Origin of the sequence: Acinetobacter sp. GD03645, from assembly GCF_029845285.1 — a bacterium.
GTDB lineage: Bacteria > Pseudomonadota > Gammaproteobacteria > Pseudomonadales > Moraxellaceae > Acinetobacter > Acinetobacter corruptisaponis.
In genome coordinates, this window is the sequence record NZ_JAOCLL010000005.1 from 74219 (window position 1) to 98267 (window position 24049).

The following is a 24049-nucleotide window of genomic DNA, read 5'->3' on the forward strand; positions in this document are numbered from 1 at the left end:
ATAACGCCAAATGACAATTCAGCTAAACTTACAGGCATAGCGTTTTAATATATTTTTTATATTTTAGAAAAAAGCATATTGTCTAGAAAAGCAGCTACTATATAATGCGGCCATGAGAATTATTTTTTAATACTTTAATTAAAAATAACAGTAAGACACACACGGACAAGTCTTATGGAATTACGCCATCTACGTTACTTCATCACCGTCGCTGAAGAACTCAGCTTTAGTAAAGCCGCACTAAAGCTGCACACGGCGCAGCCCTCATTAAGCCAGCAGATCAAGGACCTTGAGGATGATATTGGCGTACAGCTCTTTCACCGCACCAAACGCAAGGTTGAACTGACCGAGGAAGGGCTGGTTTTTCTGGAACAGGCTCGCCTTACCCTGACACAGGCGGACAAGGCCATCACCATGGCACGGCAGGTGGCAGCGGCAAAAGTCCAGTATCTGAAAATTGGCTTTGTCCCTTCTGCTGAAATCCGTATTTTTCCCTATATTCTACCGCGCCTGAGGGTCAAGCTTCCCAAACTGCAAATCCGCACCCTGAACCTGAAAGAGAGTGACCAAATCGCTGAACTCAAGAAAGGCGACTTAGACATTATTTTTATTAATCAGGAGTTTCAAAATGAGGTTTTTGCCAGTCAGTTAATACTGAAAGAACCCTTGGTGTTTATGCTCCCCAAACAGCATCCCCTGGCTCAATTAACTGAAATTCCAGTAGGGCAATTAAGTGGGCTGGCCATAACCGTTCTGTCCCAAAAGCTCTCCCAGCCCCTGTTTGATACCATCACTCAGTATATTGAACAGCGACAGATTCAGTTTCAGACAATTTCTGAGGCCAACAGCATTGCGGAAAGTATTCAGGCAGTGCATTCAGGCCAAAGCTGTGCCATTCTGCCCTCCTATATGCAGGCACTGGCAACGGATCAGATTGTGATGCGCCCACTGAGTCATTCCCTCCCCTGTCTGGATGTATTTTTCAGCTATAACAGGCTTGAGCCCAGCCTGGCCACAGAACAGTTTCTGGAAGAAATTCGACAGGTATTTGAGCTCGATATTCCTGCATAGTCCCAATGATGAAAAAGATAGCCGATTCAGTCGGCTATCTTTTTACCCTTTAGGCATTACTAAAAAATTCCGCAAACCTTTGGTAACTTGGTCGTTGCTTTATATTGTCAAGATAACGCTCTATGGCTGGATGGGACTGAACTCCTCCCATTTTAAGCTGCCAGAACAGCATCGCGGCAACCGTCACATCGGCAGCAGTAAATTGCTGACCACATAGATATGGATCAGCCTCACTCAGCCCCTGAACAAAGGCCTGATAGGCATCCTGATAATCACCATATCCCACTGAGGATTTTTGTTCTGGCTTCACCTCCACGCCCAGCATTTGATTGGTGGAAGCCGCCTCCCACGGACCAGAGATAAAGAACAGCCAACGATAGTACAGGCCCCGTTTAGGATCATTCAATGCAGGTGCCAAACCCTTGTCTGCAAATTTATCTGCCAGATAGGCACAAATCGCATCCAGTTCATAGACCACCACTTCATCGTCCACCAATACGGGAACCTTTCCAAAAGGGTTGATCTTTAAGTATTCAGGGGTCTTCATTTCAGTTTGAAAGGCAACCTCAATGCGTTCACATTCAACGCCCAGTTCAATCAGCAACCAGTCCACCACCACACCACGTGAATAATTATTGGTATAAAGTTTAAGTGCCATTTTCATATTTCCTTGCTTGTTGGTTTTATTTAAATCTAATTGTTTTGATTGTCAGTTTTTGTCAGTAGTCGAACGGCAAACCTCCTGTGTCCACCATTGCTGAAAAAGTTGTTGCTTAAACTGTGGATACAGTTCCTGACTCAGGCTCAGTTGCTGAATCCGATCTATACGAAAATGCCGAAACCCATCACGCAGTTCACACCAGGCAGCCAGCACGATACGGTCATTAAAATAGCCCAGTGCAAACGGCCACAATATCCTTGAGCTTATCCTTTGCTGCTCATCGGCATAATCAACCAGGATTTTCACCTGCTGGCGAATGGCCAAGCGGACTTGCTCCACCAGTGCCTCATCCACAGGCAACCAGACATTGATCGCCCTTAAGGTGGTTTGCTGCAACAACTGTTGCCGATGTTCAGGCAGTACCGCATTTAACTTTGCCAATACAGAAGTGGAGGCCGATTTCAAGGCCTGATCAGGAATATAGTTCAACCAGTTCAGGGCAAGGACAATCGCCTCAATTTCGGTCTCATTCATGGTGATGGGAGGCAACAGGAAATCTTCCCTGAGCTGAAATCCCAACCCTGCCGCCGCCTCAATTTCCGCTCCCTGCGCCCTCAAGGTTTCAATATCACGGTAAACACTGCGCTGGCTAATCTGCAAACGCTCGGCCAGAACCTGTGCTGTCACAGGATAACGGTACTCCCTTAGCAGTTGTAACAGGTTGAGCAAACGGATTGAACGACTCATGACTTCCCTTTTATTATTATGCAGGGTAAGGCATCATTCCCCTTATCCCTAGTCAGGTCAATATTGTGTTGATTAACTTTCAATCAAGGCTGAGGATGGCAATACAGTTTGAAAATAGCCATGTAGGTCCTGAACTGAACTGACAATGGTCAGGGGTTGGTATTGCTGTAAGGTTTCCACACTATGCACCCCATAGCTCACCCCAATGCGCTGCATATTCAGGTTTTGCGCCATTTCAAGATCATAACTGGTATCACCCACCATAATGGCCCGCTCTACCGCCACACCTGTCTCAAGCAGGATTTCCTGCAACATTAACGGGTCAGGCTTTGATCGGGTTTCACTGGCGGCACGGGTAATGTCAAAAATATCGTGACTATTGGTTTGGTTCAGCACCCGATCCAGACCTTTACGACTCTTACCTGTTGCCACCGCCAGCTTGATCCCCTGCCGTTTTAGGTCAGCCAATAGTTCCGCAACACCACCAAACCATGCATCACCTTTAGAGTTCGCAACGTAGTGGTCTGCATAGCATTGCAAAATATCCTGCTGTAAATGCGGCACCTGAGGAAACAGGATTTGCATCACTTCAGGCAAGCCCAGCCCAATAATGCTTTTCGCAGCCTCATTGGTTAAGGGCTGCTGGAACTGTTGCGCCGCATGTTGCAGGCTTGCCACGATCTGCCCCACTGAATCAAATAAGGTTCCATCCCAATCAAAAATCACCAGTTCGATATTTTGACTCATTTCTGCTTTCTCAACTCATTTAAAACCTGTTGCATGTCTTCAGGCATTGGCGCCTCAATGGTTGGGTAGCCTGGAATTTGCAGACGCATGGCATGTAGGCACAAGCGTCTGGCCTCTGGACCAGCATAGGCGGTGCTGTGACCATATTTATCATCACCAATAAGTGGATGACCAATACTTAAACCATGCACACGAATTTGATGGGTACGGCCTGACAAAGGCGAGGCATGCACCAGTGTTGCCGCCTTGAAACGTTCAACCACGTTCCACTCGGTTTTACTCGGCTTACCCTCTTTAGAGACACGCACACGACGCTCGCCATTGGCAAGCTCATAGCGGAACAGGGGGGCATCAATCAGTTGCTGATCCAGACTAACCTGCCCCTTGACGATCGCCGCATAGGTTTTCTGGATTTTATGCTCACGCAGTAAATCCTGTAATAATTTTAAGGTACTGCGTTTCTTGCTGATCATCACCAAACCTGAGGTATCACGGTCAATACGGTGGATCAGTTCCAGATATTTTTTTCCTGTGGCGGCACGCAGAGCCTCAATCAGGCCATAAGCCACACCACTGCCCCCGTGCACTGCAATGCCCGATGGCTTATTCACCACCAGCAGGCCCTCATCCTCATAGACCACACGGCTCAGCAGGCTTTGTGCCACACTGTCACTGACAGGAACCGCACTTTCATCTTTCTGTTCATAACGAATCGGGGCAACACGAACTTGGTCGCCAATTTCCAGACGGGTCTCGGCCTTTATCCTTTTTTTGTTTACACGGACCTGTCCCTCACGGATCAAACGGTAAATACGGCTTTTTGGAACACCTTTTAATCGGGTAAATAAAAAATTATCAATTCGCTGTCCAGCCTGATGCTCATCCACGTCAAACCAAGTGACACTTTGCCATTGCTGTGTAGAATTCATACGCTCGATTCATCCAAGATTTGCTAAATACGATTAAAAAATGATCATTTAGCTAAGTTATTTCACAAGAAACCTAAACTTAGCCCATAGGCAGATGCCGCAAGGTTTGATATATTCAGCGCACGGATACCGCCGTAAGTGAGCATCAAATCAGAAATTTTATTCAGTTGAAATTTCAAATTGATGAGATATTCACCAACAGCTCGGATAGGTCCTAAAGAATTATGCCGACGCCGAAGGCTTATTATATCGGCAAAAATGGCAAACTGTTGCGTTTAATTGTGCATCTGCACATAGGGTTTGTTGATATTTCAATGAACTCTACGGTTTGTCCAGAAAAAATATGTTGCCAACAAGTTTGTTGGCTATTAAACGTAAACTGATCCACATCAGACAATTTGCTCCCTGATGCCGCATTCAGGCTAAAGCGTTGATGCATTGGAACTGCCAGGCAAAGATACGATGATCATTCCGTATCGGGACGTCCAGATGGGGCGGCCTTAATGCTTAATGACAGTGAAAGTCATCACATCCAATGCACCGCTCACCCGCCAGTGAAGCGCACAGGAAACTTGGATCATTTAGGGTCCAGTGATATATCACGGTGCCCAGGATTGAAGCAGGATTGCCGACATCGAAATAACCGTATCAGAACCCAGAACTGGATTTACAGTCAGTGGTTTCAGAGCTTCGCATATCAAAGCTGCTCCTGAGTCTTGATCACGCCAATTTGATGTTTGCTCAAAAATAGCGAGCGAGTTGTTTGTGTGCATCACTATTAGGTGTCACACCCATGAAACGTATGCTGATTAATGCAACCCACGCTGAAGAGGTTCGCGTTGCACTGATTACTGGTAATCGTCTTTACGATTTCGACCTGGAAAATCGTACCCGTGAACAGAAAAAATCAAATATCTATAAAGGCCATGTCACTCGCGTTGAACCGTCTCTAGAAGCAGTCTTTGTCGAGTACGGCGCTCAGCGCCAGGGCTTTTTATCAATGCGGGAAATTGCAAACTCGTATTTCAAGGCGGACCCACGCCAAACCTCCAACATCCGTGAACTGATCACCGAAGGCACAGAATTACTGGTTCAGGTTGAAAAAGAGGAACGTGGCAACAAGGGTGCCGCGCTTTCTACTTTCATTTCACTGGCTGGCCGTTATCTGGTTTTGATGCCAAACAATCCGAAAGGTGGTGGCATCAGCCGTCAAATTTCAGGTTCAGTGCGCGAAGAGCTTAAGGAAATTCTGGCTTCCCTGAATGTTCCCCGTGGCATGAGCGTGATTGTCCGTACTGCGGGGATCGGACGTTCACAGGAAGAACTGCAACTCGACCTACAGCATTTGCTTGACCTCTGGGCACAGATTCAGGGTACGGCAAGTTCTGGTCCATCACCAATGCTGGTGCATCAGGAAGCGGGTGTGGTGACACGTGCCATCCGTGACTATCTACGTGATGACGTTGCTGAAATCCTGATTGATAGCGAACAGGCCTATAATGAAGCCTATAACTTCGTTAAGGCTGTGATGCCACGTCAGCTGGACAAGTTAAAAACCTATACCCAGAATGAGCCATTATTTGCCCATTTCGGCATCGAAAGCCAAATCCAGACTGCTTATGAACGTGAAGTAAAACTTCCTTCTGGCGGTTCAATCGTGATTGACCAAACCGAGGCACTGGTTTCCATCGATATTAACTCGGCGAAATCAACCCGTGGTCATGATGTTGAAGAAACAGCATTAAATACCAACCTTGAAGCGGCTGAGGAAATTGCGCGTCAACTTCGTTTACGCGATATTGGCGGTTTGGTGGTGATCGACTTTATCGACATGACCAAGGACCGCAACCAGCGTATGGTTGAGGCGAAACTTCGTGAAGCAACCCAAAGTGACCGTGCACGCATCCAGTTCGGCCAGCTTTCACGTTTTGGCCTGATGGAAATGAGTCGTCAACGTTTGCGTCCATCGCTTGAGGAAGCAACGGGCTATGTGTGCCCACGCTGTCATGGCACAGGCATGGTACGCGACCTACGCTCCCTTTCACTTTCAATTATGCGTAAAGTGGAAGAAATTGCATTACGTGAACGTCAAGGCGAGGTACAGGTGGAAGTCCCTGTGGAAATCGCGGCATTCCTGTTGAATGAAAAGCGTCACAGCCTTGTATATCTGGAACAAACCTCCAATGTGCGTGTCACCATTCTGCCGCATCCACATTTAGAAACACCACATTATGAAATCCAGTACAATCCAGCAGGCTTTGCACCATCCAGCTATGAACGTACTGAAGCGACCCGTGACAGTGAAAAACAACTCGGCTATGAATCTTCTGAGTGGCATCTGGAAGAAGCTGAGCACAGTCATGCTGCTCCAGCACAGCAGCAGGCGGCAGCGCCACAGAAAAAGGCTACAACACAGCAAGGCACTGCCCAGCCAAAACAGGCACAGGCAGCAGCATCAAAAGCAGCAAGCCCTTGCGCATGGTTAGAGAACCTGTTTGTTCAAAAACAGGCTCAGACCATTGATCAGTCCCGCTCTGCACAAAATGCGGCGTCAGCCATTGAACAGATGATCAATAATGGCGCTGTGAGCCGTGGTCAATTCGGCCAGGTTGCAACAGCTGCAATTGCGGAAACGACAGCGAATAATGTCTATATTTCCCAGACACCTGTAAAACAGGAAACCCGCGAAGCATTTGATAAAGACGAAAAGTCGAACCGTCCAAACCAATCCCAGAACCCAAAGAAACGTAAGCATAAAGAGCAGCGTGAACAGCATGTACACGCCCATGAACAACAAAATCAGGTGCATGAGGAAGTTGTTCAACTGTCACGTCAGGAACAGCGCCAAGAGCAACGTGACCTGAAACGCCAGCAAAAACGCCCACAGGAATCACAAAACCAGCAACAGCAAAATGATGCTGTTCATGGAAATGATGCCTCTGCACCGTTGCCACGTCGTGACCGTCACAACCAGCAGCGTCCAAACCGCCCGAACCGTCACCGTGACCAAAGTGTTCTCAATGAAACGCCTGTTGCAGTTGAGGTTGCGTCCAATCCACAGCAGCTTAAAGTTGATGTGATTGATACGCCTCGTACTGAACCAATGAACACGGCATTGATCGTCAACATTGATCAGGGACAGAGTGAAATTGTTGCGCTCACTCCACAGCAGACTACTGCGCCAGCGCCACAGGTCGAGCCAGTAAAAGCAGTTGTAGAGACGATTGAAACAGCCACACCTGCCCAGGCAGAGCAAGTTGCTGCTGAAACAACACCAGTTGAAGAGGCAACCCAGGCACCAGCGAAACGTGCAAGCAATGATCCACGTTCACGCCGTCGTCATCAGCGTGGGGCGCAAAGCAGTCAGAAAGCGGCAGCAAAAATTGCACCATCGCAAATTCCAGCGTTGGGGCAATACACCATGGGTGGCCTGATTCGCCATGTTTATGGTGAAGATTGCACAATCCTGATTGAGCAGTTTGGTTTGGTGACCACGTTCAACCGTGCCTTACAGAAGTTCGCTGAACAATATGCCAGCACCCTGGTGGTTGAAACAGCTGCTGAGGAAAAGCGCCCTGTTACACGTGATGCAGAACTTCCAAGCCAGAAGCCAACGGAAGAAGCTGAACCAGCACCTGTATTGCCATTAACACCACCAGAAGCATCCGCTTCGCGTGTTGCAAATGATCCACGTGAACGTCGTCGTTTAGCAAAACTTGCGGCTGAGCAGGCAAAAGAGGAGCATCTGGCTTCCAATACAGCGCCTGCTGCCCCTGTAGAAAGCACTGAAACCACGGAAGAAGTGCAGGCAACAGCAATTGAGGCAGTTGTTGCAGAAAACACTGTTGCTGATGCAGCACCTGAACAACAGGCACTGGCACTTGCAAATGAAGAAACGCCTGTGGTGGCAGAAGAAACAGCACCTGCTGAAGTAGTTGAACCACAGCAACCTGCTGTTGAAACTGAAGCTGCGGTGGTCACAGAGACAACTGAAGCGGTTCAAGCTGTTGAAAATACTGAACCAGCCGCAAACGTTGAAGAAACGGATGCGGAAGATGAAGCTGCAAAGGCGGAAAAAGAGAAATCTAGCCGCCCCCGCCGTCCACGTGGACGTCCACCGAAAAAGAGTACCGTTGGCAATGAATAATTTGCTAAATTGCACTCAATAAGCAAAAGCCTAGTCATTTCGATGACTAGGCTTTTTTGTTACTGTAAAATGTAGCGTCATTGAAATATTGCAAGAGAGGTAGGCCCTTGCGCTGCTTAGTCGCAGCTCAGGTTGATTGCTCTAGGGACTTACCATTAAAAACAGCATCAACAACAATGATGTTAAATGGTTGTGTTCCAACAAATAGCCATTTTTTGGATTGATCGAAAAATAAAACAGGATTGATATGAGCCAAACTACGCAGACCGATATTATTACCCTTGGTGATGTCGCAACCCGACTTCCGAACTTCATCACCAAAGTACCTCATATCCTCAATGGTCTTAAACAGGCATATTTGCGGACACCAGCCTCTCCAGCTGGTTTAGGGATCGCCTTTGAAAAAGCAGTAAAGCGTAACCCGCAAGGTATTGCACTATTATTTGAAGATCAAAGCTATAGCTATCGAGCACTAAATGAATGGGCAAACCAGATTGCACATTACTATTTGTCTCTGGGCGCAAAAAAGGGTGATGTTATTGCGGTGATGGTTGAAAACCGTCCTGAACTCATTGCCACAATCGTGGCGCTGGCCAAAATTGGCGTGACCATTGCGCTGGTGAATACCTCACAGGTCGGCAAGGTACTTGCCCATAGCATCAACCTGGTCAATCCAATTGCCGTGATTGCGGGTGAGGAAGTCCGTGCCGCCATTGATGAAATCCGTCAGGACCTGAATGTTGCTCAGGACCGTTTCCACTGGTTTGCTGATCAGGAAACGCGCAAGCATGCTGGCACTGCACCTAAAGGCTATGTCAATCTTGCCCAGCAAATTGATCAATTCCCGAAATTCAATCCATCCACCACCCGTACAGTGACAGGCAAGGATGGCCTGTTCTATATCTATACTTCTGGTACAACGGGCCTGCCTAAAGCGGTTATTTTCACCCACAGCCGCTGGACGCTGGCTTATGGTACATACGGCCATATCCTTAATCTTGGCAAGGATGACGTGATGTATGTGACCCTGCCACTTTACCATGCAACAGGCGTGGTGGTGTGCTGGTGTGGCGTGATTGCGGGTAGCGCAACACTTGCGGTACGTCGTAAATATTCAACCAGTGCATTCTGGAAAGACGTACAAAAATTCAATGCGTCTGCCATTGGTTATGTTGGTGAACTTTGCCGTTACCTCATTGATGCGCCAACAACGGAACTTGACCGCGCCCACCGTGTCACCAAGATGATTGGTAACGGTATGCGTCCAAACATCTGGGGCAAATTCAAGGAACGTTTTGGTGTGCAGGAAGTTCTTGAGCTTTATGCATCAAGTGAAGGCAATGTTGGCTTTAGCAACATCTTCAACTTTGACAATACCGTGGGCTTCTCTCCTACCCCTTATGCCATTGTTGAGTTTGACAAGGAAAAGAATGAGCTTGTCCGTGACAAGAAAGGCCACTGCAAGAAAGTGAAGACAGGTGAAGTGGGCTTGCTGGTTGGCAAGATTACCAGCCGCTCTCCGTTTGATGGTTATACTGATCCTGAAAAGAACAAGTCGGTTATTCTCAAGGATGTATTTGCCAAGGGTGATTCATACTTCAATACAGGTGACCTGGTTCGTGACATCGGTTTCCGTCATGCACAGTTCGTGGACCGTTTAGGCGACACTTTCCGCTGGAAAGGTGAAAATGTATCAACCACTGAAGTTGAAAACATGGTTTGCGAATACGATAAGATTGCAGAAGCCGTGGTTTATGGCGTGGAAATTCCAAATACCAACGGCCGTGCGGGTATGGCTGCAATCACGCTGGTGGATGGTGAAGAACTGAATGAAGCTGATTTAAGCGCTATGGTGAACGTATTTAAGAAATGCCTGCCATCATACGCAATTCCAGTATTCCTGCGTGTTCAGGCCAAGGTTGAAACCACAGGCACATTTAAGTACCAGAAAAACAAGCTGAAAGAGGATGCCTTTAATCCAGGCAAAACGTCTGAACGTTTGTTGGTGTTATTACCAGGCGCAACAGGCTATTGCGATGTAAATGCTGAAATCTTTAACAATATTCAAAGTTATCAGTACCGTTTTTAGTTTATTTTTTAGCTAAACGAGAGGAAATCGTGTTTTTTATAAACAATCATTCGCATGATTTACAATTTTCTCTTGTGTTAGCTGAATAAATTGCTAGAATACGCAACATCAAAACGATGCAGTGTTTGAAAGATTTATCTTTCCTCTGATTGCTTAGGATCCAAGACCAAAGAAAATCATAGATTTTCTCTTGCGCTCGGGTAAAGCGTTGCTTTACTTATCCTCGCTCAGGGTCGTTAGCTCAGTTGGTAGAGCAGCGGACTTTTAATCCGTTGGTCCCGCGTTCGAGTCGCGGACGACCCACCACTTTATAGTTTTGATCATTATCTGGGTCGCTAGCTCAGTCGGTAGAGCAGCGGACTTTTAATCCGTTGGTCCCGCGTTCGAATCGCGGGCGACCCACCAGATTCAAAGCCTTGTAAATCAAAATTTACAAGGCTTTTTTAATTCCAGATCACTCAAAAAAATTTCTCTGTGGTTCATTTTACAGTTCATTGGTTAAATACCTCGATCACCGCTCCCCTTTGCTGTTCTCTTGCTTGCGAATTTGACTCAGCTTAAGCGATACAGTTTGATAGACTTCTATGCTAGGGAATGGCATCGAATAAGCTGCACAAGCAGAACAAAGTGTGAGCTTTGGAGGCTTGGGACTTATTCATGCTAAACGTGGTGATTAGAAAGCTAAGGAGACTTAGCTATGGGACATTTTTGCTCATAGACTGCTTTTGGGGCAGGTACTATCTCAAGAATTGTTCAATTGAAGTTTTTCTATAAAAAGGTTTGCACTATATAAACATATCCTCAATAATTAAATCATCTTTCCTTAACAAAAACACATAGATATGCAAAACACAATAAGCAGTGCACAATTGGTTGGTAACCTGGCTGAATCAAAAGTGATTGAATGCTTAGAGTCGTTAAGCAAGCCTTGGCAATCGTTTAGTTCGGTAGAGTGGCGATTGATACAACAACATGGTGAACAGATTGGGGAAGCGGATGCAGTCGTATTTCATCCCCAGCATGGCTTGATTGTTCTGGAAATTAAGGCAGGTGCTGTATATGTAAAAGACGGGCAATGGTTTTATGCTTCTGGTCGGTCAATGTCACAATCACCTTGTCAGCAGGCTCGGCGTAATCGCTATGCGCTCATGGAAAAGCTCAGTGCAAAAATTGGTAAAGAGGCGCTCAATCAATTAACGGTGACTCATGCCGTGTTTTTTCCTGATGTGATATGGAAATCTGAAACACCAACTGAATTACCTTCAAAATCTTTTCTTCTTGATCGTCAAAGTTTAAAGAATATTGAAAATGCCTTGCTACAAATCTTTAAAGAAGCAAGCTCTATACAAAAGACTTGGACAAAACCACAGCAACATGCCATTCAGCAAATCTTTGCTCCATCTGTTGTTACCTTTAGCCCCTTAGTCGTACAGATGGAACAAACCAGTCAGGCTCTGCATCGTGCAACACAACAGCAAATGCATGTCTTGCGTATGCTCAGTAGTCAAAATCGTTTATTGATTGATGGTATTGCAGGTTCTGGTAAAACTCATTTAGCAATGGCACTGGCAGAGCAACATGCTCAACAAGATAAACAAGTCTTGCTCACTTGTTATAATCGTTACTTAGCGGCACAGCTTGCACAGGCAACTGCACACATTCCCAATATCAAGGCAATTGCCTTTCATGATCTTGTCAAGGAATACGCTGAATTGGCTGGATTAAGCTATACAGAGCCCCAAAATCCTGCTGATTTAGAATATTTTTATGGCGAGGGTGCAACAGAATTACTGCTAGAAGCCATAGATATTGTAAATAGCCGTTTTGATAGCATCATTGTTGATGAAGCAGCCGACTTCAAATCAGAATGGTGGATTGCCCTAGAGGCTTTAGGTACAGAAAATTTTAGCTGGTATTGTTTTTTTGACTTACAGCAGAATATTTATCTTGATAAGCAAATATGGCAACCACCTTTTGCAGCTAATGTCATGTCATTGACCGAGAATCTGCGTAATACTCAGCCTATTGGCTTAGTTGCCACCAAATATGGCCAATCCAAACCTGCTGAACGTTATTTAGTTGAGCAAGGTATTGAGCCCCTTTGGCATTATTGCGATGATTTTGCGGAAATGGCGATACAGCTTCGCCAACGACTTAAACAATTGATTGAGAAAGAGCAGATCCCTGCGGAAAACATTGTGGTACTGTCTCCTTTCAGACATAATAATAAGCAATCCTCCTGGTCAGTTGGATTAGATCAAGTACAGATTAATACCAATATGGCTCAGATTATGCAAAATCATGTCCGTGTCGGAACAATTCAGGGCTTTAAAGGTCTGGAGGCAGAGGTTGTTATTCTTGTCGGGCTCAACGCTAAAGCTGCACAGCATCCAACCTGGTTTTATGTAGGTGCAACTCGAGCAAAAGCGGCCTTATATATTTTGGCATTGAAAGATAGTTGGTTCGCAGAATCTTAGAAATTTTACTTTTTAATAAAGTAACTCTATGTTCAAGTCACGGGTGACCCACCAGATTCTGAAAAACCTCATCAAAAATAATGAGGTTTTTTATTTTGTAATAACTATTTTTCAAAGATGCTCATCCTCTCAGTTTTTGAACATCCTTACCTAAAACTATTTATAGACTGAATTATAAAAACGCTTCCAACACTGAATTTAAAAACACATGCCCCTGTTCAGTACATGAGATGCGGTTTAAATCGTTAACCAATAAATTCTTTTCACGCAATTGGTTCAATGTTTTATTCAGGTCATTTAGTTCAAGTCCTGTACGCTGCCCATAAAGTTCGGCATTAACTCCATCATTTAAACGCAAGGCATTCATCATAAATTCAAAAGGCAATTCATCTGATTCAATCTTTTTCATCTGGAGATGATCCGCAGGAACCTTGGCTAAATAATCCTTGGGCAAACGGGTTTTCTGAAAACGATAAATTCCATCTGGACGGGTGACTTTACCATGTGCCCCCGCTCCAATTGCCAAATAATCACCAAACTGCCAATAGTTCAGGTTGTGCGCTGATGGCTGTTCTTTACGCCATGCGGAAACCTCATAATTGATAAAGCCCTGTGCCTTTAAATAAGCTTCGCCCTGCTCCTGTATCTGCTCCAGCAATTCATCCTGCGGAAGCACAGGTTGGGTACGGAAGAAAACGGTATTCGGCTCAATGGTCAACTGATACCAACTGATATGGGTTGCGCCCTGCTCTACCGCAAGTTTGAGGTCAGTTAAAGCCTGTTCAAGGGTTTGTTGGGGTAAACCATGCATTAAATCCACATTGACACGCTCAAAGCCTGCCTGCCGCGCCTGCTGAATGGCACTGAGCGCATTATCGGCAGAATGAATTCTTCCCAAGCGCTGTAAATGTTCTGCATTAAAACTTTGCACGCCAATCGACAAGCGGTTAATACCCACGGCAAGATAGTCTGCAAAAGGATCATGCTCAACCGTTCCAGGGTTGGCTTCCAAAGTGATTTCACAATCAGGCTCAAAGTCCAGACGAGCCCTGAGCTGTTCAAATAACCATGTGTAGCCCTGTGCAGAAATCAGCGAGGGTGTTCCCCCGCCAATAAACACACTATGAATGGAGCGCCCTTGTGCCATTTCCACCTGAGTTTCAAAGTCAGCCACTAATGCCGCCAGATACTGCTGTTCCAGGTCGGTGGACAATTGACCATCAGGTACAGCATGTGAGTTAAAGTCACAGTATGGGCACTTGCGCACACACCAGGGCATATGGATATAAAGTGAAAGTGGAATAAGGGCTGGATTTAATTCACTCAAAATATAAGCTCAATAACAGAACTTAATTATTTTAACATGACTCGACTAATCAACGGCTCATCATCTATGTTATGTATGAGACCACCAAGAATAATGAATGATATAAATATGATCAAACTCTCAAGCCAGTTACTTTTTATCATTCCCCTCGCTTTGGGAATTGGTATTGCAATGGCCTTTCAAACCGCAATAAATACCCAGCTTAAAACATATTTACATTCGCCCATACAGGCAGCTTTTATTTCATTTTTGTTTGGTACAATTATTCTTGCGATTATGGTCTATTTCCAGAGTGCAGCAAAACCAAGTTTAAGTGAACTTTCACACATTCCGTGGTTTTTGTGGCTGGGTGGAATACTTGGGGTTTATGCAATTAGTATGAGCATTTATACTGCACCTAAACTTGGCTTCTTAACATTTACGGGTTTGGTCATTTTTGGGCAGCTTGTCATTTCCATGTTACTGGATCATTTTGGCTGGTTAGGGACAGAGAAAACCCCTGTCAACTGGCAGCGCCTACTCGGCGGTATTGTCATTTTCATTGGTGTTTTACTAACTTTACAACGCTGATTTTTCACAATTTTAAAGAGTATTTTTTGTGCCCCACACCCACACTGCACGGTTTGAACTTAAGCAACTTTTTCACCTGATGTTACCCATCCTGATTACACAGTTCGCCCAGGCAGGTTTAGGCTTGATTGACACGATTATGGCAGGCCACTTATCCGCAGCAGATCTAGCGGCAATCGCGATTGGTGTGGGGCTGTGGATTCCGATTATGTTGCTGTTTGCAGGGATCATGATTGCCACCACCCCACTGGTTGCGGAAGCACGGGGCGCAAAAACCCCTGAGAAAATCCCAACCATTGCACGCCAGTCCTTATGGGTTGCCGCAATTCTTGGAGTGGTTGCCATGTTGATCCTGCAAGGTATGCCGTTCTTTTTACCCCTGTTTGGTGTGCCCGAAAGCTTACTCCCCAAAGCCAGCCTGTTCCTGCATGCGATTGGTTTTGGCATGCCAGCAGTGATGATGTATGCCGCCCTGCGTAGTTATTCCGAAGCATTGGGACATCCCCGTCCTGTTACAGCAATTAGCCTGCTTGCATTATTGGCGCTAATTCCCCTGAACCTTGTTTTCATGTATGGATTTGGCCCTATTCCAGCATTGGGAAGCGCAGGCTGTGGATTTGCCACAGCAATCCTGCAATGGCTGATGTTCATCACTTTGGCAGTTTATATTTCCAGAGCTCAGGCTTACAGACAGGCACCGATCTTTACCCAATGGGAAAAACTGGACATAGGCTGGACAAAACGTATTCTAAAGCTGGGCTTTCCGATTGGTCTGGCGGTGTTTTTTGAGGTGAGCATCTTTAGTACAGGGGCAATTGTCCTTAGTCCATTAGGGGAAAATGCGATTGCAGCTCACCAGATCGCCATTTCAGTCACCTCACAACTGTTTATGATTCCACTATCGTTGGCAATCGCCTTAACCATTCGCGTTGGGATGTATTATGGCGAGAAAAACTGGTTTGCTATGCGTCAGGTACAAAAAGTTGGGTTGATCAGTGCCACCATCTTCGCCACCTGTACCATGACCCTGATTGCCCTAGCCCGTCCCTATATCGTGGCGATTTATACCAATGATGTACACATCATGCCGATTGCCATGTACCTGCTCTGGTTCGCAATGGCATACCAATTGGTGGATGGCTGGCAGGTCAGTGCGGCAGGCTGCCTGCGTGGCATGCAGGATACACAGGCTCCGATGTGGATTACCCTAATGGCCTACTGGGTGGTAGCCTTTCCAATTGGCTTGTACTTGGCCCGCTATACCATTTGGGGCGTGGCGGGTGTCTGGCTGGGCCTGATCATTGGCTTAACCATAGCCTGTGTCCTGTTAATTGGTCGTTTATATTTGAATAATAAGCGTTTAGGCCATTGAATCATCTTAAATGAAAATTTTATAGGGCGTATTTGATACGCTCTAAATGTATCTTAATAATAAATCTCTCTAATCTTTCATAGGATTAACCAAATAATCATTTAGTAAATTTATATGTCTAAATAATTCTTTAAACCTTTTTTTATATTTTTCTTTTATTACTTCTGAAAAATGATTTGGATATAGATAATTTAAGGCATATTCTTCTATTTTCTTTCTCTTCTCTGGATAGATATTACCATAAGTAAATAACATATATGCCAAATCTAATTGTTCCACACCAAAAGGACTGATTTCACGATTATTATAGCTTGGTAAAATAAAATCATCTTCTGTACTAAAAACAGTCTGATCAGAATTTAAAAACAGGTCAATAAATTTTTCCAGACTATCAATAGATACAAATAAACTTAAACAAGAATCCAATTGCTCTAAAAAAATATTAAAATATTTTGCATCTTCTTTATCAAATTTAAAATATCTTATATCATGCTTAGCTCCATATTTACTTTCAAAATCCTGAACAAATTTTATAAAACCAAGATTAAAATGAATTCCCATTAAATAATTATTAATATTTTTCTTAATTACACATAATTTCTCATTCATATCAAAATCATGAGAGAAAAAATCATAACAAAAAGATGAGGCTGTTAATTCAAATTCACCCCACTTTTTAGAGTAAGTTAAAACGATCTTAAATTTTTGTTTAACTCCATTATTACATACTCTTTGAAAATGTAATCCATTGGTTTTTTCCACTGAACCTGAATATTTAGTTTCCTCTTCCAACTCAAAATAACGACCAAATGGATGTTGCTGCATAAATAAAAAGACCATCTCCCGCATTTCTTTTACATCTTTAGGAATATGCTCCAGACTGGTTATCTTGTTAGATTTTTTAACCGCTTTAAGCGGTGGATAGAGCTGAAAAGCATCTTTTAAAGCATTGCGTCTGGTATATGAGTCAGTATTACAGAGTAACCCATCCATTGAGCTATAGGCACAAACACCTGAATGTTCAATTGCCTCATATAAAACTCGTTTAAATTCTTGGCTCGTTTCATTACCCAACATATTTTCATCATGCCATACAATGCGTCTAGTTCGTTTAGCAACATCCAGAGTATTTTCAATTCTTTGATCCATTCCCTCAAAATAATCTGCGTATTTTGGTTGTTTGACCACCTCATAAAGATATTGAAAGAATTTAAGCAGGTGAGGTGCATCCGCCCCTCTCTCTTCATATTTATAATAAACCTCATTGCGTATTTCATAGGCTATTTTAAAAGTATCCTCTGCATCAGCCAAGATTTCCTGCCATTGATCATCCTCTAAATCAACTTCTGGTTCCCATAAATACAGTTCATACGTTGCCATGTTTTATTCCTTTTTTTGATAATATTTTTCAAGCGATTTTTTAAAAGAGGTGCTGATAAGCTATTCTCGTAGCTCATTTTTATAAAAAACTGTCAGCTTATTTCAGTACGTGACACTCTTTGTTTTACATGCTCTTTTACAGCATTTGCTATTTTTATTTCTTCCTCCACAGTTTTTTTCATCTCATCCTCCCTACCTTCAAAATAATTTATTACAACTTTAGAAATATTTTTTATATATTTTTCCTCCATATTTCCATACAAAGCTATTCTTAATAAAAATAACACTCCCCCTCCCCCTTTTATATTTTTGCTTGCAACTCCATTTAATATATTATTTACCCCTCCATCCACAAGCTCATTAGAATAGAAAAACAAATCAACTAAATCATAAATACTTTTAATTGAACCTAAAATATTTAATACATCTCCCAATTGAAATAAAAAATTTTCAAATAAAAAAAATTCATTATTTTTAAATTCAAAAGATGTTATTTCTTTTTTCTTTGAAAAACAACTAATAGACTTCAAACCACTTACAAGAAAAAGTATATCAAATACATTTTTTATATCAACACCATTCAATCTAATTAACTTATTGCTTTCAAAAAATTTTTTTTCCTCTTGATCTAAATATTCATTTACAATAACCCAATTATACAAACCAATTCCTAATGAAAAAACAGAACGCCTCTTATTATAATTCAATGAAATTTTAAAATTATGACTTAATCTTATAAAATCTTTTTTAAACATTATAGAATAATATTGCTCATTACTATTAAATTCTTTAACAATTTTCTCTACTTCAAACTGACTGCCTACAGGATGATGCTGCATAAAAGCGAGTAGCATATCTTTCATTTCAGTGACATTTTGTGGAGTGGTACCTAGTGTTACAGATGGTCTAGGGACTTGAGGAACTAATACAGGATATGCATTAAATATTTCTTTAAATATACTTTTTCGGGCAATAGAATCTGATGGCAATAAATACCCATTCATTGTTTCATAGGCACAAACCCCTGATTGTTCAATCGCCTCATACAAGGCTCGCTTAAATTCATTACTCGTCGCGTTGGCAAGGGTGTCTTCATCCTGAAATACCAAACGTGGACTTTTATTAAAATAGCCTTGTTGTTCAATAATCCAGTCTAACAAACCCTCAAAATAGGCTTGATACTCTGGTTTATTTAAAATCTCTAAAATACAGTTAAAGAAAGTTACTATATGGGATGCTGTATGTTCTTTATCTTTAAAATTTTTATAAATTTTTTGACGAATCACTGTTTTAATAGTAACAGGATCATGCTGATCTATATATTGTAATGTTTCATTCCATTCCTGATTACTTAAATCAACTTCTGGTTCCCATAAATATAGTTCATACGTTGCCATGTTTTATTCCTTTTTTTGATAATATTTTTCAAGCGATGTTTTAAAAGAGATGCAGATAAGCTATTCTCGTAGCTCACTTTTACAAGAATCCGTCCACTGATTTTCAGGGCATGATACTTTTATAACCCTTACCATTTCAATTATTTCATCTATAGTTTTAATTATATTTTCCCTAAAAAATTCTGGCTGAGAATTAACTAAATTTTTCTTAATATTATCTATTTTTTCTTCAGAAAAGTTATTAAACACCACAGTTTTCAACAAGCTAAAAAGAAACTGATTAGAAAAACCATTCATTGTTTCATTTAAAAAATCACCACTAGAGTTTAAGAAAAAATCTTTTACCTCTTTAAAATTATTTAAAAACCCTAATAAGTAAAAAATATTATTCAATTGAAACAAAAACTTATTAAAAAAATCCATTTCATTAAAAGAAAACCTAAAATCACTCAACGATCTAAACTCTGAAATTTCATTAAATTCATAAATAAATTCAAGATCACTAACCACATAATCAAAATAAAATATATTATCTTTAATATTTACTCCACTTATATTTAAATTGTTATTACTTAAACAAGCTGTATCACTCTCACTCAAATACACCTCTCCAATATAAAATCTATTATTCATTACTTCCAATTTAAATTCTTTATTCTTATTAATATACTTCAACATTATATTAAATTGATGAATTACACTTTCACAATATCTTTTAAAATAAACTCCATAATACTGTTTCTTATCATCAAATTCTTTAACAATTTTCTCCACTTCAAACTGACTGCCTACAGGATGCTGCTGCATAAAGGCAATTAGCATATCTTTCATTTCAGTGACATTTTGCGGAATAGCATCTAGTGTTACAGGTGGTCTAGGGACTTGAGGAACCAATACAGGATATGTATTAAATATTTCTTTAAATATACTCTTTCGGACAATAGAGTCTGATGGTAATAAATAACCATTCATTGTCTCATAGGCACAAACCCCTGATTGCTCAATTGCTTCATACAAGGCTCGCTTAAATTCATTATTCGTCACGTTGGCAAGGGTATATTCATCCTGAAATACTAAACGTGGACTTTTATTAAAATAGCCTTGTTGTTCAATAATCCAGTCTGATAAGCCCTCAAAATAGGCTTGATATTCCAGCTTATTTAAAATTTCTAAAATACAATTAAAAAATTTCTCGATATGGGGTGCAGAATGTTCTTTATCTTTATGGAGATAATATATTTTTTCCCGAGTGATACTTGTCATTCCATCTTCATCATGACTAGCTATAGCAGTGTTCCACTCCTGATTGCTTAAATCAACTTCGGGTTCCCATAAGTACAGTTCATACGTTGCCATGTGTATATTCCTTTTAATCATAATTATTATTAAATAATGTCTTATTTTAACAAAAAAAATCTTTTAAAATCAATATACTTGCAACTTAACAAATTAAGAAAATTTTCTTCAAACCACTTTTTTTATTTTCAGCATTAAATATTATGAGCTTACACGACTTAACATTTTCATCTAGGCAATTTAAGTTTTGTCGCCTATGATCAGGGTATCGCTTAAAATCAGATCACAGGGGTCCAACCATCATGGCAAAGCATGCAAGCTCTCCCAGTAAACGTTTTCTAAAACTGGCTGGCATGACTGCAAGCATCGCCAGCAAAAGCGTTGCCAACTCCATTCGCAACCTGACCGCAGATGAAGAACAAAAAAATGCGGCACGCAGCCAGCTTTTTCAGGAAATCGGTTTACAGATTGCCAATACACTTGGAGAAATGAAAGGCGCAGTGATGAAAGTCGGGCAGATCGCCTCACAATACAAAGACATTTTCCCGCCTGAAGTCGCCAAGGCGATTGCCAAACTGCAACGTCAGGCCCCAGCCATGCCTTTTGCTGAAATCAAGCAGCAGGTTGAAAAAGAGTTAGGCAAACCACTGAATGAGATTTTTACCTCATTTGAGCCAGAACCTTTCGCGGCAGCCTCGATTGGTCAGGTGCATCGTGCAGTACTCCCTGACGGGCAGGCGGTGGTGGTGAAGGTGCAATATCCTGGCGTTGACCAAGCCTGTGAAAGTGACTTAAAGCAGGTCCGTCTTGCCCTGCGTTTAATGGGTGTTTTAAAGATTGATAAAAAATTACAGGATCAGTTATTTCAGGAGATTCAGGATAGCCTTTCCGCCGAGTTAAACTACGAAATTGAGGCGCAGAATCTGGAAGTGTTCAAGACTTTCCATGAACAGCTTGATGATCAAGTAATTATTCCAACGGTGTATAAACAATATTCTTCCCGACGGGTACTCACCCTAAGCTTGGAACAGGGCGAATCGATTGAAACCGCAAGCACATGGTCGGTTGAAACCCGCAACCAGATTGGCCGCCGCCTGATCCGTGCCCTAGGGCAGGAAATGTTCTTCCTGAAACGCTTCCATTGTGACCCACATCCAGGCAATTTTGCCTTTCGGGAAGATGGCAGTGTCATCATCTATGACTATGGCAGTGTCAAAACCCTTTCGCCAGAACTAATTCAACAGTTTAAAGCCCTGGTGAATGCGGCACGTCAGGAGGATATTGCCCAGGTTGAAGATTTACTGGTAGAACTGCATTCAATTGCTGAAAAACAGAAATTTCCAAGCGAGCTGTATGTCCAGTGGATTGAAGTGCTGTTACGTCCATTAAGCACCCATTATGACTTTGCCGAAAACTCATCCCATCATGATGGCATGCGATTGGTGAAAAAATCATTGAAATACTGGGATGTATTTAAGCCATCTCCAGATACATTAATGGTCAACCGTACCATTTCAGGACATTATTGGAACCTGATCCATCTTAAGGTGCATGACAACCTGAATGACCTGTTTGAGGAACTGGTTCCCAATTAAAGCCTGATGCAGGTTTTTATCATGCCGCCTGAATCTTTGGCATAAATTCTTTGGTGAAATAAGGGATAAGCAAGCCTGTTTCAGGATTTAACAACTTTTGCTTATAGTCTTGCAGATATGCAGTTGTGTCATGGTCATTCGGATGGAAATCTAGGCGCAGATATTCCATCACATGCCCGACCGTACTGCCAAAAACACCATTCTGGGGATTCCACAGTACATTTAGGCTGTAGGCCACATCTTTCCAATAACGCGGACTTATTGCATTCAATGGCCGTCTTAAAATTGGAATGCCTACCGCACCAGCGAAAACCAGTCCCATAATGGTAAAACTGGCAAGGAAGAAGCCTGTAATACGCAGGGTATAATTGCCTGAAATCAACTGGAAGACATCATAGGCGACATCCTTATGTTCCGATTCCTCCATAAAATGCCACATCCATAAGCCCTTGGTCTTGTCATCGATTTCTTTTGCCCAGATCTCCGCATCATGCTTCATGGCAAATTCTGCAAATACCGCAGTAAAATGCTCAATACCTGCCATCAGTGATAATTTCAATGGCTGGGGAAAACGGTGAAAACCATACTTGAAAACATTTTCCGCCAAAAAACGATAAAAACGTACAGGATATTGATGGTTTGCCAGAGTCTGGTCATTAAATGCATTGTGTACTTTAGAATGGATCGCCTCCTGACCAATTAAAGCGGTTACGCGCTGTTTTAGAATCGGGTCATTCACAAAATCACGGTGATAACGTGCTGTTTCAATCACCAGTTCCTCACCATAGGTCAGGAAAATCGACATCGCTGTTACATAGGCACTTGCCAGCTCTGCATTGCGGTAAAAATTGTTATAGAAATTCTGCCCATCAAACTTAAACTCAAGATGACGGATTGGGAACGGGATTCTCTTGGTAAAATCAGGGTACTCAATGGTGGAGTTCATCAATTTACCCACAGATTGTTTTAACTTCCTTACAAGCATCGCAATTCCCTGTATTCTAAAATAAGATGAGGTGACGTGTTTTTCCAATGTTTGCCTGCATATCCAGTTTGCGTGCAGACCAATCCATATAAAGCAACACCATATTAATCCGATCTTTTATTCGGGTTCAATTCAGATAACATCCTAAATATTTATTCTTATAAAACAAATATTAAACAATAGCTTAAGAATATTTTTCATATCAAAATATGTATCAGTCATAGATTTTTATAAATAAAGATATGAAGTATTCGGGTTTTTCACGCTCAAACCACTTAACTTAAACAGCAATTACCTTAACCATTCATCAATCAGGATTTGTTCTTATTAAGGCAAAACTTGAAACAGATTAAATTGACTTCATTTATTGTTATGTTATAACATTTCTTTAAACAATGGAGTAGTTCACAATGCGTAAAGATATTCATCCCGCCTATCAACAGGTTCTTTTCCACGACACCAATGCCGATGCCTATTTCCTGATTGGAAGCACCATTCAAACCAAGCAGACTAGGGAATATCAGGGCAAGGTTTATCCCTATGTCACACTGGATATTTCCAGCGCATCACATCCGTTTTATACAGGTGAAGTGCGTCAGGCCAGCAATGAGGGCCGTGTCGCCAGCTTTAACAAACGCTTTTCCCGCTTTAACCGCAAGGCTTAATCTAGTTTTAAGTTTGATTGATTAAACTGGCATAATTCGAAGTCTAAGGTTCTATCTCCTCCTCTTAGACTTCTTTTTTTATGCCCAAATTAGCTGTTGCTCATCTTTTTGAACTAAGTGGCCGTCAACCACTGATGCAGGCTCATGCCCAGAATGGTAAACAGCAACGACCCAATCACATGAATTAAAATCGCTGCACAGGCGTAGCCCAGCTTGCCACTTTGTAATAGGGCAATAATTTCGGCGGAAAAAGTCGAAAATGTGGTCAGTGCGCCACAAAATCCAGTAATCACAAACAGTTTATAATTGGGACTTAGGGCACTTTGGGAAAAATAAGAAATTGCAAAGCCAATAATAAAACCACCCACAAAATTAACGGTGACCGTACCCAAAGGGATATCTGGAAAAATAGGATTCAGCTTTAAGCTCAGAAGCCAGCGCAGCCATGCACCCAGCACAGAACCCAAAGCAATTGAAATTAAAGGATAATACATGAATTACTCCACACAAAAAGCTGGAGAAAATATGAAGTTAAACATGAATTTATCAATATTGTACTGGAATTTTTTCATCTGCGAACTCCAAATAGGGAAC

General features: G+C 42.3%; 18 protein-coding genes and 2 tRNA genes. 10 read left to right on the plus strand and 10 right to left on the minus strand.

Annotated features, from left to right (window positions below):
• Positions 1-174 precede the first annotated feature (174 nt).
• Positions 175-1071, plus strand: coding sequence for a LysR substrate-binding domain-containing protein (locus N5J47_RS05365; RefSeq protein ID WP_279959747.1), 897 nt, complete (start codon positions 175-177; stop codon positions 1069-1071).
• 49 nt (positions 1072-1120) lie between these two features.
• Here N5J47_RS05365 and N5J47_RS05370 read toward each other — a convergent pair whose 3' ends face one another.
• The 4 genes from N5J47_RS05370 to N5J47_RS05385 form a co-directional block, all read right to left on the minus strand.
• Entirely contained in the window at positions 1121-1729 is a 609-nt protein-coding gene (locus N5J47_RS05370; protein ID WP_279959748.1) for a glutathione S-transferase family protein, read from the minus strand.
• A gap of 51 nt (positions 1730-1780) precedes the next feature.
• Positions 1781-2479, minus strand: coding sequence for a YafY family protein (locus N5J47_RS05375; RefSeq protein WP_279959749.1), 699 nt, complete (start codon positions 2477-2479; stop codon positions 1781-1783).
• A 72-nt stretch (positions 2480-2551) separates the two neighbouring features.
• Complete coding sequence (locus N5J47_RS05380; RefSeq protein WP_279959750.1) at positions 2552-3226, minus strand: HAD-IA family hydrolase; 675 nt, start codon at positions 3224-3226, stop codon at positions 2552-2554.
• Positions 3223-4155: an RluA family pseudouridine synthase gene (locus tag N5J47_RS05385; protein ID WP_279959751.1), complete on the minus strand. Its 933-nt coding sequence runs from the start codon at positions 4153-4155 to the stop codon at positions 3223-3225. The genes N5J47_RS05380 and N5J47_RS05385 overlap by 4 nt, the downstream gene beginning before the upstream one ends.
• A 793-nt stretch (positions 4156-4948) precedes the next feature.
• Between N5J47_RS05385 and N5J47_RS05390 the strand changes: the two genes are divergently transcribed.
• The 5 genes from N5J47_RS05390 (at position 4949) to N5J47_RS05410 (ending at position 12868) form a co-directional block, all read left to right on the plus strand.
• Positions 4949-8302 (plus strand): Rne/Rng family ribonuclease, encoded by a 3354-nt coding sequence (locus N5J47_RS05390; protein ID WP_279959752.1) that lies wholly within the window; start codon positions 4949-4951, stop codon positions 8300-8302.
• A gap of 247 nt (positions 8303-8549) precedes the next feature.
• On the plus strand, positions 8550-10391 hold the full coding sequence (locus N5J47_RS05395) for a long-chain-acyl-CoA synthetase (RefSeq protein ID WP_267981172.1): 1842 nt from the start codon (positions 8550-8552) through the stop codon (positions 10389-10391).
• A 230-nt stretch (positions 10392-10621) separates the two neighbouring features.
• A tRNA-Lys gene (locus tag N5J47_RS05400) sits at positions 10622-10697 on the plus strand.
• A gap of 23 nt (positions 10698-10720) precedes the next feature.
• Positions 10721-10796 (plus strand) — tRNA-Lys (locus N5J47_RS05405).
• Positions 10797-11233: 437 nt separating this feature from the next.
• On the plus strand, positions 11234-12868 hold the full coding sequence (locus tag N5J47_RS05410; RefSeq protein ID WP_279959753.1) for an NERD domain-containing protein: 1635 nt from the start codon (positions 11234-11236) through the stop codon (positions 12866-12868).
• Positions 12869-13040: 172 nt separating this feature from the next.
• Here the strand turns inward: N5J47_RS05410 and hemW are convergent, their stop codons facing one another.
• Positions 13041-14195 carry a radical SAM family heme chaperone HemW gene (gene hemW / locus N5J47_RS05415; RefSeq protein WP_279959754.1) on the minus strand — a complete coding sequence of 385 codons (1155 nt, stop codon included), beginning with the start codon at positions 14193-14195 and terminating at the stop codon, positions 13041-13043.
• Positions 14196-14303: 108 nt separating this feature from the next.
• Here hemW and N5J47_RS05420 point away from each other — a divergent pair, with 108 nt between their 5' ends.
• Both N5J47_RS05420 and N5J47_RS05425 read left to right on the plus strand, forming a co-directional pair.
• Positions 14304-14765, plus strand: coding sequence for a DMT family transporter (locus tag N5J47_RS05420; RefSeq protein ID WP_279959755.1), 462 nt, complete (start codon positions 14304-14306; stop codon positions 14763-14765).
• 28 nt (positions 14766-14793) lie between these two features.
• Positions 14794-16137, plus strand: coding sequence for an MATE family efflux transporter (locus tag N5J47_RS05425; RefSeq protein WP_279959756.1), 1344 nt, complete (start codon positions 14794-14796; stop codon positions 16135-16137).
• A gap of 69 nt (positions 16138-16206) precedes the next feature.
• Here the strand turns inward: N5J47_RS05425 and N5J47_RS05430 are convergent, their stop codons facing one another.
• From N5J47_RS05430 to N5J47_RS05440, 3 genes are all read right to left on the minus strand, one after another.
• Positions 16207-17517, minus strand: a complete 1311-nt coding sequence (locus N5J47_RS05430) for a hypothetical protein (protein ID WP_279959757.1) — start codon at positions 17515-17517, stop codon at positions 16207-16209.
• Between the two features lie 92 nt (positions 17518-17609).
• A complete protein-coding gene (locus N5J47_RS05435) occupies positions 17610-18914 on the minus strand; it encodes a hypothetical protein (RefSeq protein ID WP_279959758.1) in 1305 nt (434 codons plus the stop codon).
• 60 nt (positions 18915-18974) lie between these two features.
• Positions 18975-20270 carry a hypothetical protein gene (locus tag N5J47_RS05440; RefSeq protein ID WP_279959759.1) on the minus strand — a complete coding sequence of 432 codons (1296 nt, stop codon included), beginning with the start codon at positions 20268-20270 and terminating at the stop codon, positions 18975-18977.
• Positions 20271-20512: 242 nt separating this feature from the next.
• Here N5J47_RS05440 and N5J47_RS05445 point away from each other — a divergent pair, with 242 nt between their 5' ends.
• On the plus strand, positions 20513-21805 hold the full coding sequence (locus N5J47_RS05445; protein ID WP_279959760.1) for an AarF/ABC1/UbiB kinase family protein: 1293 nt from the start codon (positions 20513-20515) through the stop codon (positions 21803-21805).
• Positions 21806-21824: 19 nt separating this feature from the next.
• Here the strand turns inward: N5J47_RS05445 and N5J47_RS05450 are convergent, their stop codons facing one another.
• Positions 21825-22790, minus strand: coding sequence for a metal-dependent hydrolase (locus tag N5J47_RS05450; RefSeq protein ID WP_279959761.1), 966 nt, complete (start codon positions 22788-22790; stop codon positions 21825-21827).
• A gap of 410 nt (positions 22791-23200) precedes the next feature.
• Here N5J47_RS05450 and N5J47_RS05455 point away from each other — a divergent pair, with 410 nt between their 5' ends.
• A complete protein-coding gene (locus N5J47_RS05455; RefSeq protein WP_004680625.1) occupies positions 23201-23455 on the plus strand; it encodes a type B 50S ribosomal protein L31 in 255 nt (84 codons plus the stop codon).
• A gap of 113 nt (positions 23456-23568) precedes the next feature.
• Here the strand turns inward: N5J47_RS05455 and crcB are convergent, their stop codons facing one another.
• Entirely contained in the window at positions 23569-23949 is a 381-nt protein-coding gene (gene crcB, locus N5J47_RS05460; RefSeq protein WP_279959762.1) for a fluoride efflux transporter CrcB, read from the minus strand.
• Positions 23950-24049: the final 100 nt, after the last annotated feature.

Bases quoted from the DNA above. Each gene is read 5' to 3' on its own strand.
- N5J47_RS05365 (WP_279959747.1), top strand. From the start codon at position 175: ATGGAATTACGCCATCTACGTTACTTCATCACCGTCGCTGAAGAACTC.
- N5J47_RS05370 (WP_279959748.1), bottom strand. From the start codon at position 1,729: ATGGCACTTAAACTTTATACCAATAATTATTCACGTGGTGTGGTGGTG.
- N5J47_RS05375 (WP_279959749.1), bottom strand. From the start codon at position 2,479: ATGAGTCGTTCAATCCGTTTGCTCAACCTGTTACAACTGCTAAGGGAG.
- N5J47_RS05380 (WP_279959750.1), bottom strand. From the start codon at position 3,226: ATGAGTCAAAATATCGAACTGGTGATTTTTGATTGGGATGGAACCTTA.
- N5J47_RS05385 (WP_279959751.1), bottom strand. From the start codon at position 4,155: ATGAATTCTACACAGCAATGGCAAAGTGTCACTTGGTTTGACGTGGAT.
- N5J47_RS05390 (WP_279959752.1), top strand. From the start codon at position 4,949: ATGAAACGTATGCTGATTAATGCAACCCACGCTGAAGAGGTTCGCGTT.
- N5J47_RS05395 (WP_267981172.1), top strand. From the start codon at position 8,550: ATGAGCCAAACTACGCAGACCGATATTATTACCCTTGGTGATGTCGCA.
- N5J47_RS05410 (WP_279959753.1), top strand. From the start codon at position 11,234: ATGCAAAACACAATAAGCAGTGCACAATTGGTTGGTAACCTGGCTGAA.
- N5J47_RS05420 (WP_279959755.1), top strand. From the start codon at position 14,304: ATGATCAAACTCTCAAGCCAGTTACTTTTTATCATTCCCCTCGCTTTG.
- N5J47_RS05430 (WP_279959757.1), bottom strand. From the start codon at position 17,517: ATGGCAACGTATGAACTGTATTTATGGGAACCAGAAGTTGATTTAGAG.
- N5J47_RS05435 (WP_279959758.1), bottom strand. From the start codon at position 18,914: ATGGCAACGTATGAACTATATTTATGGGAACCAGAAGTTGATTTAAGT.
- N5J47_RS05440 (WP_279959759.1), bottom strand. From the start codon at position 20,270: ATGGCAACGTATGAACTGTACTTATGGGAACCCGAAGTTGATTTAAGC.
- N5J47_RS05445 (WP_279959760.1), top strand. From the start codon at position 20,513: ATGGCAAAGCATGCAAGCTCTCCCAGTAAACGTTTTCTAAAACTGGCT.
- N5J47_RS05450 (WP_279959761.1), bottom strand. From the start codon at position 22,790: ATGCTTGTAAGGAAGTTAAAACAATCTGTGGGTAAATTGATGAACTCC.
- N5J47_RS05455 (WP_004680625.1), top strand. From the start codon at position 23,201: ATGCGTAAAGATATTCATCCCGCCTATCAACAGGTTCTTTTCCACGAC.
- crcB (WP_279959762.1), bottom strand. From the start codon at position 23,949: ATGTATTATCCTTTAATTTCAATTGCTTTGGGTTCTGTGCTGGGTGCA.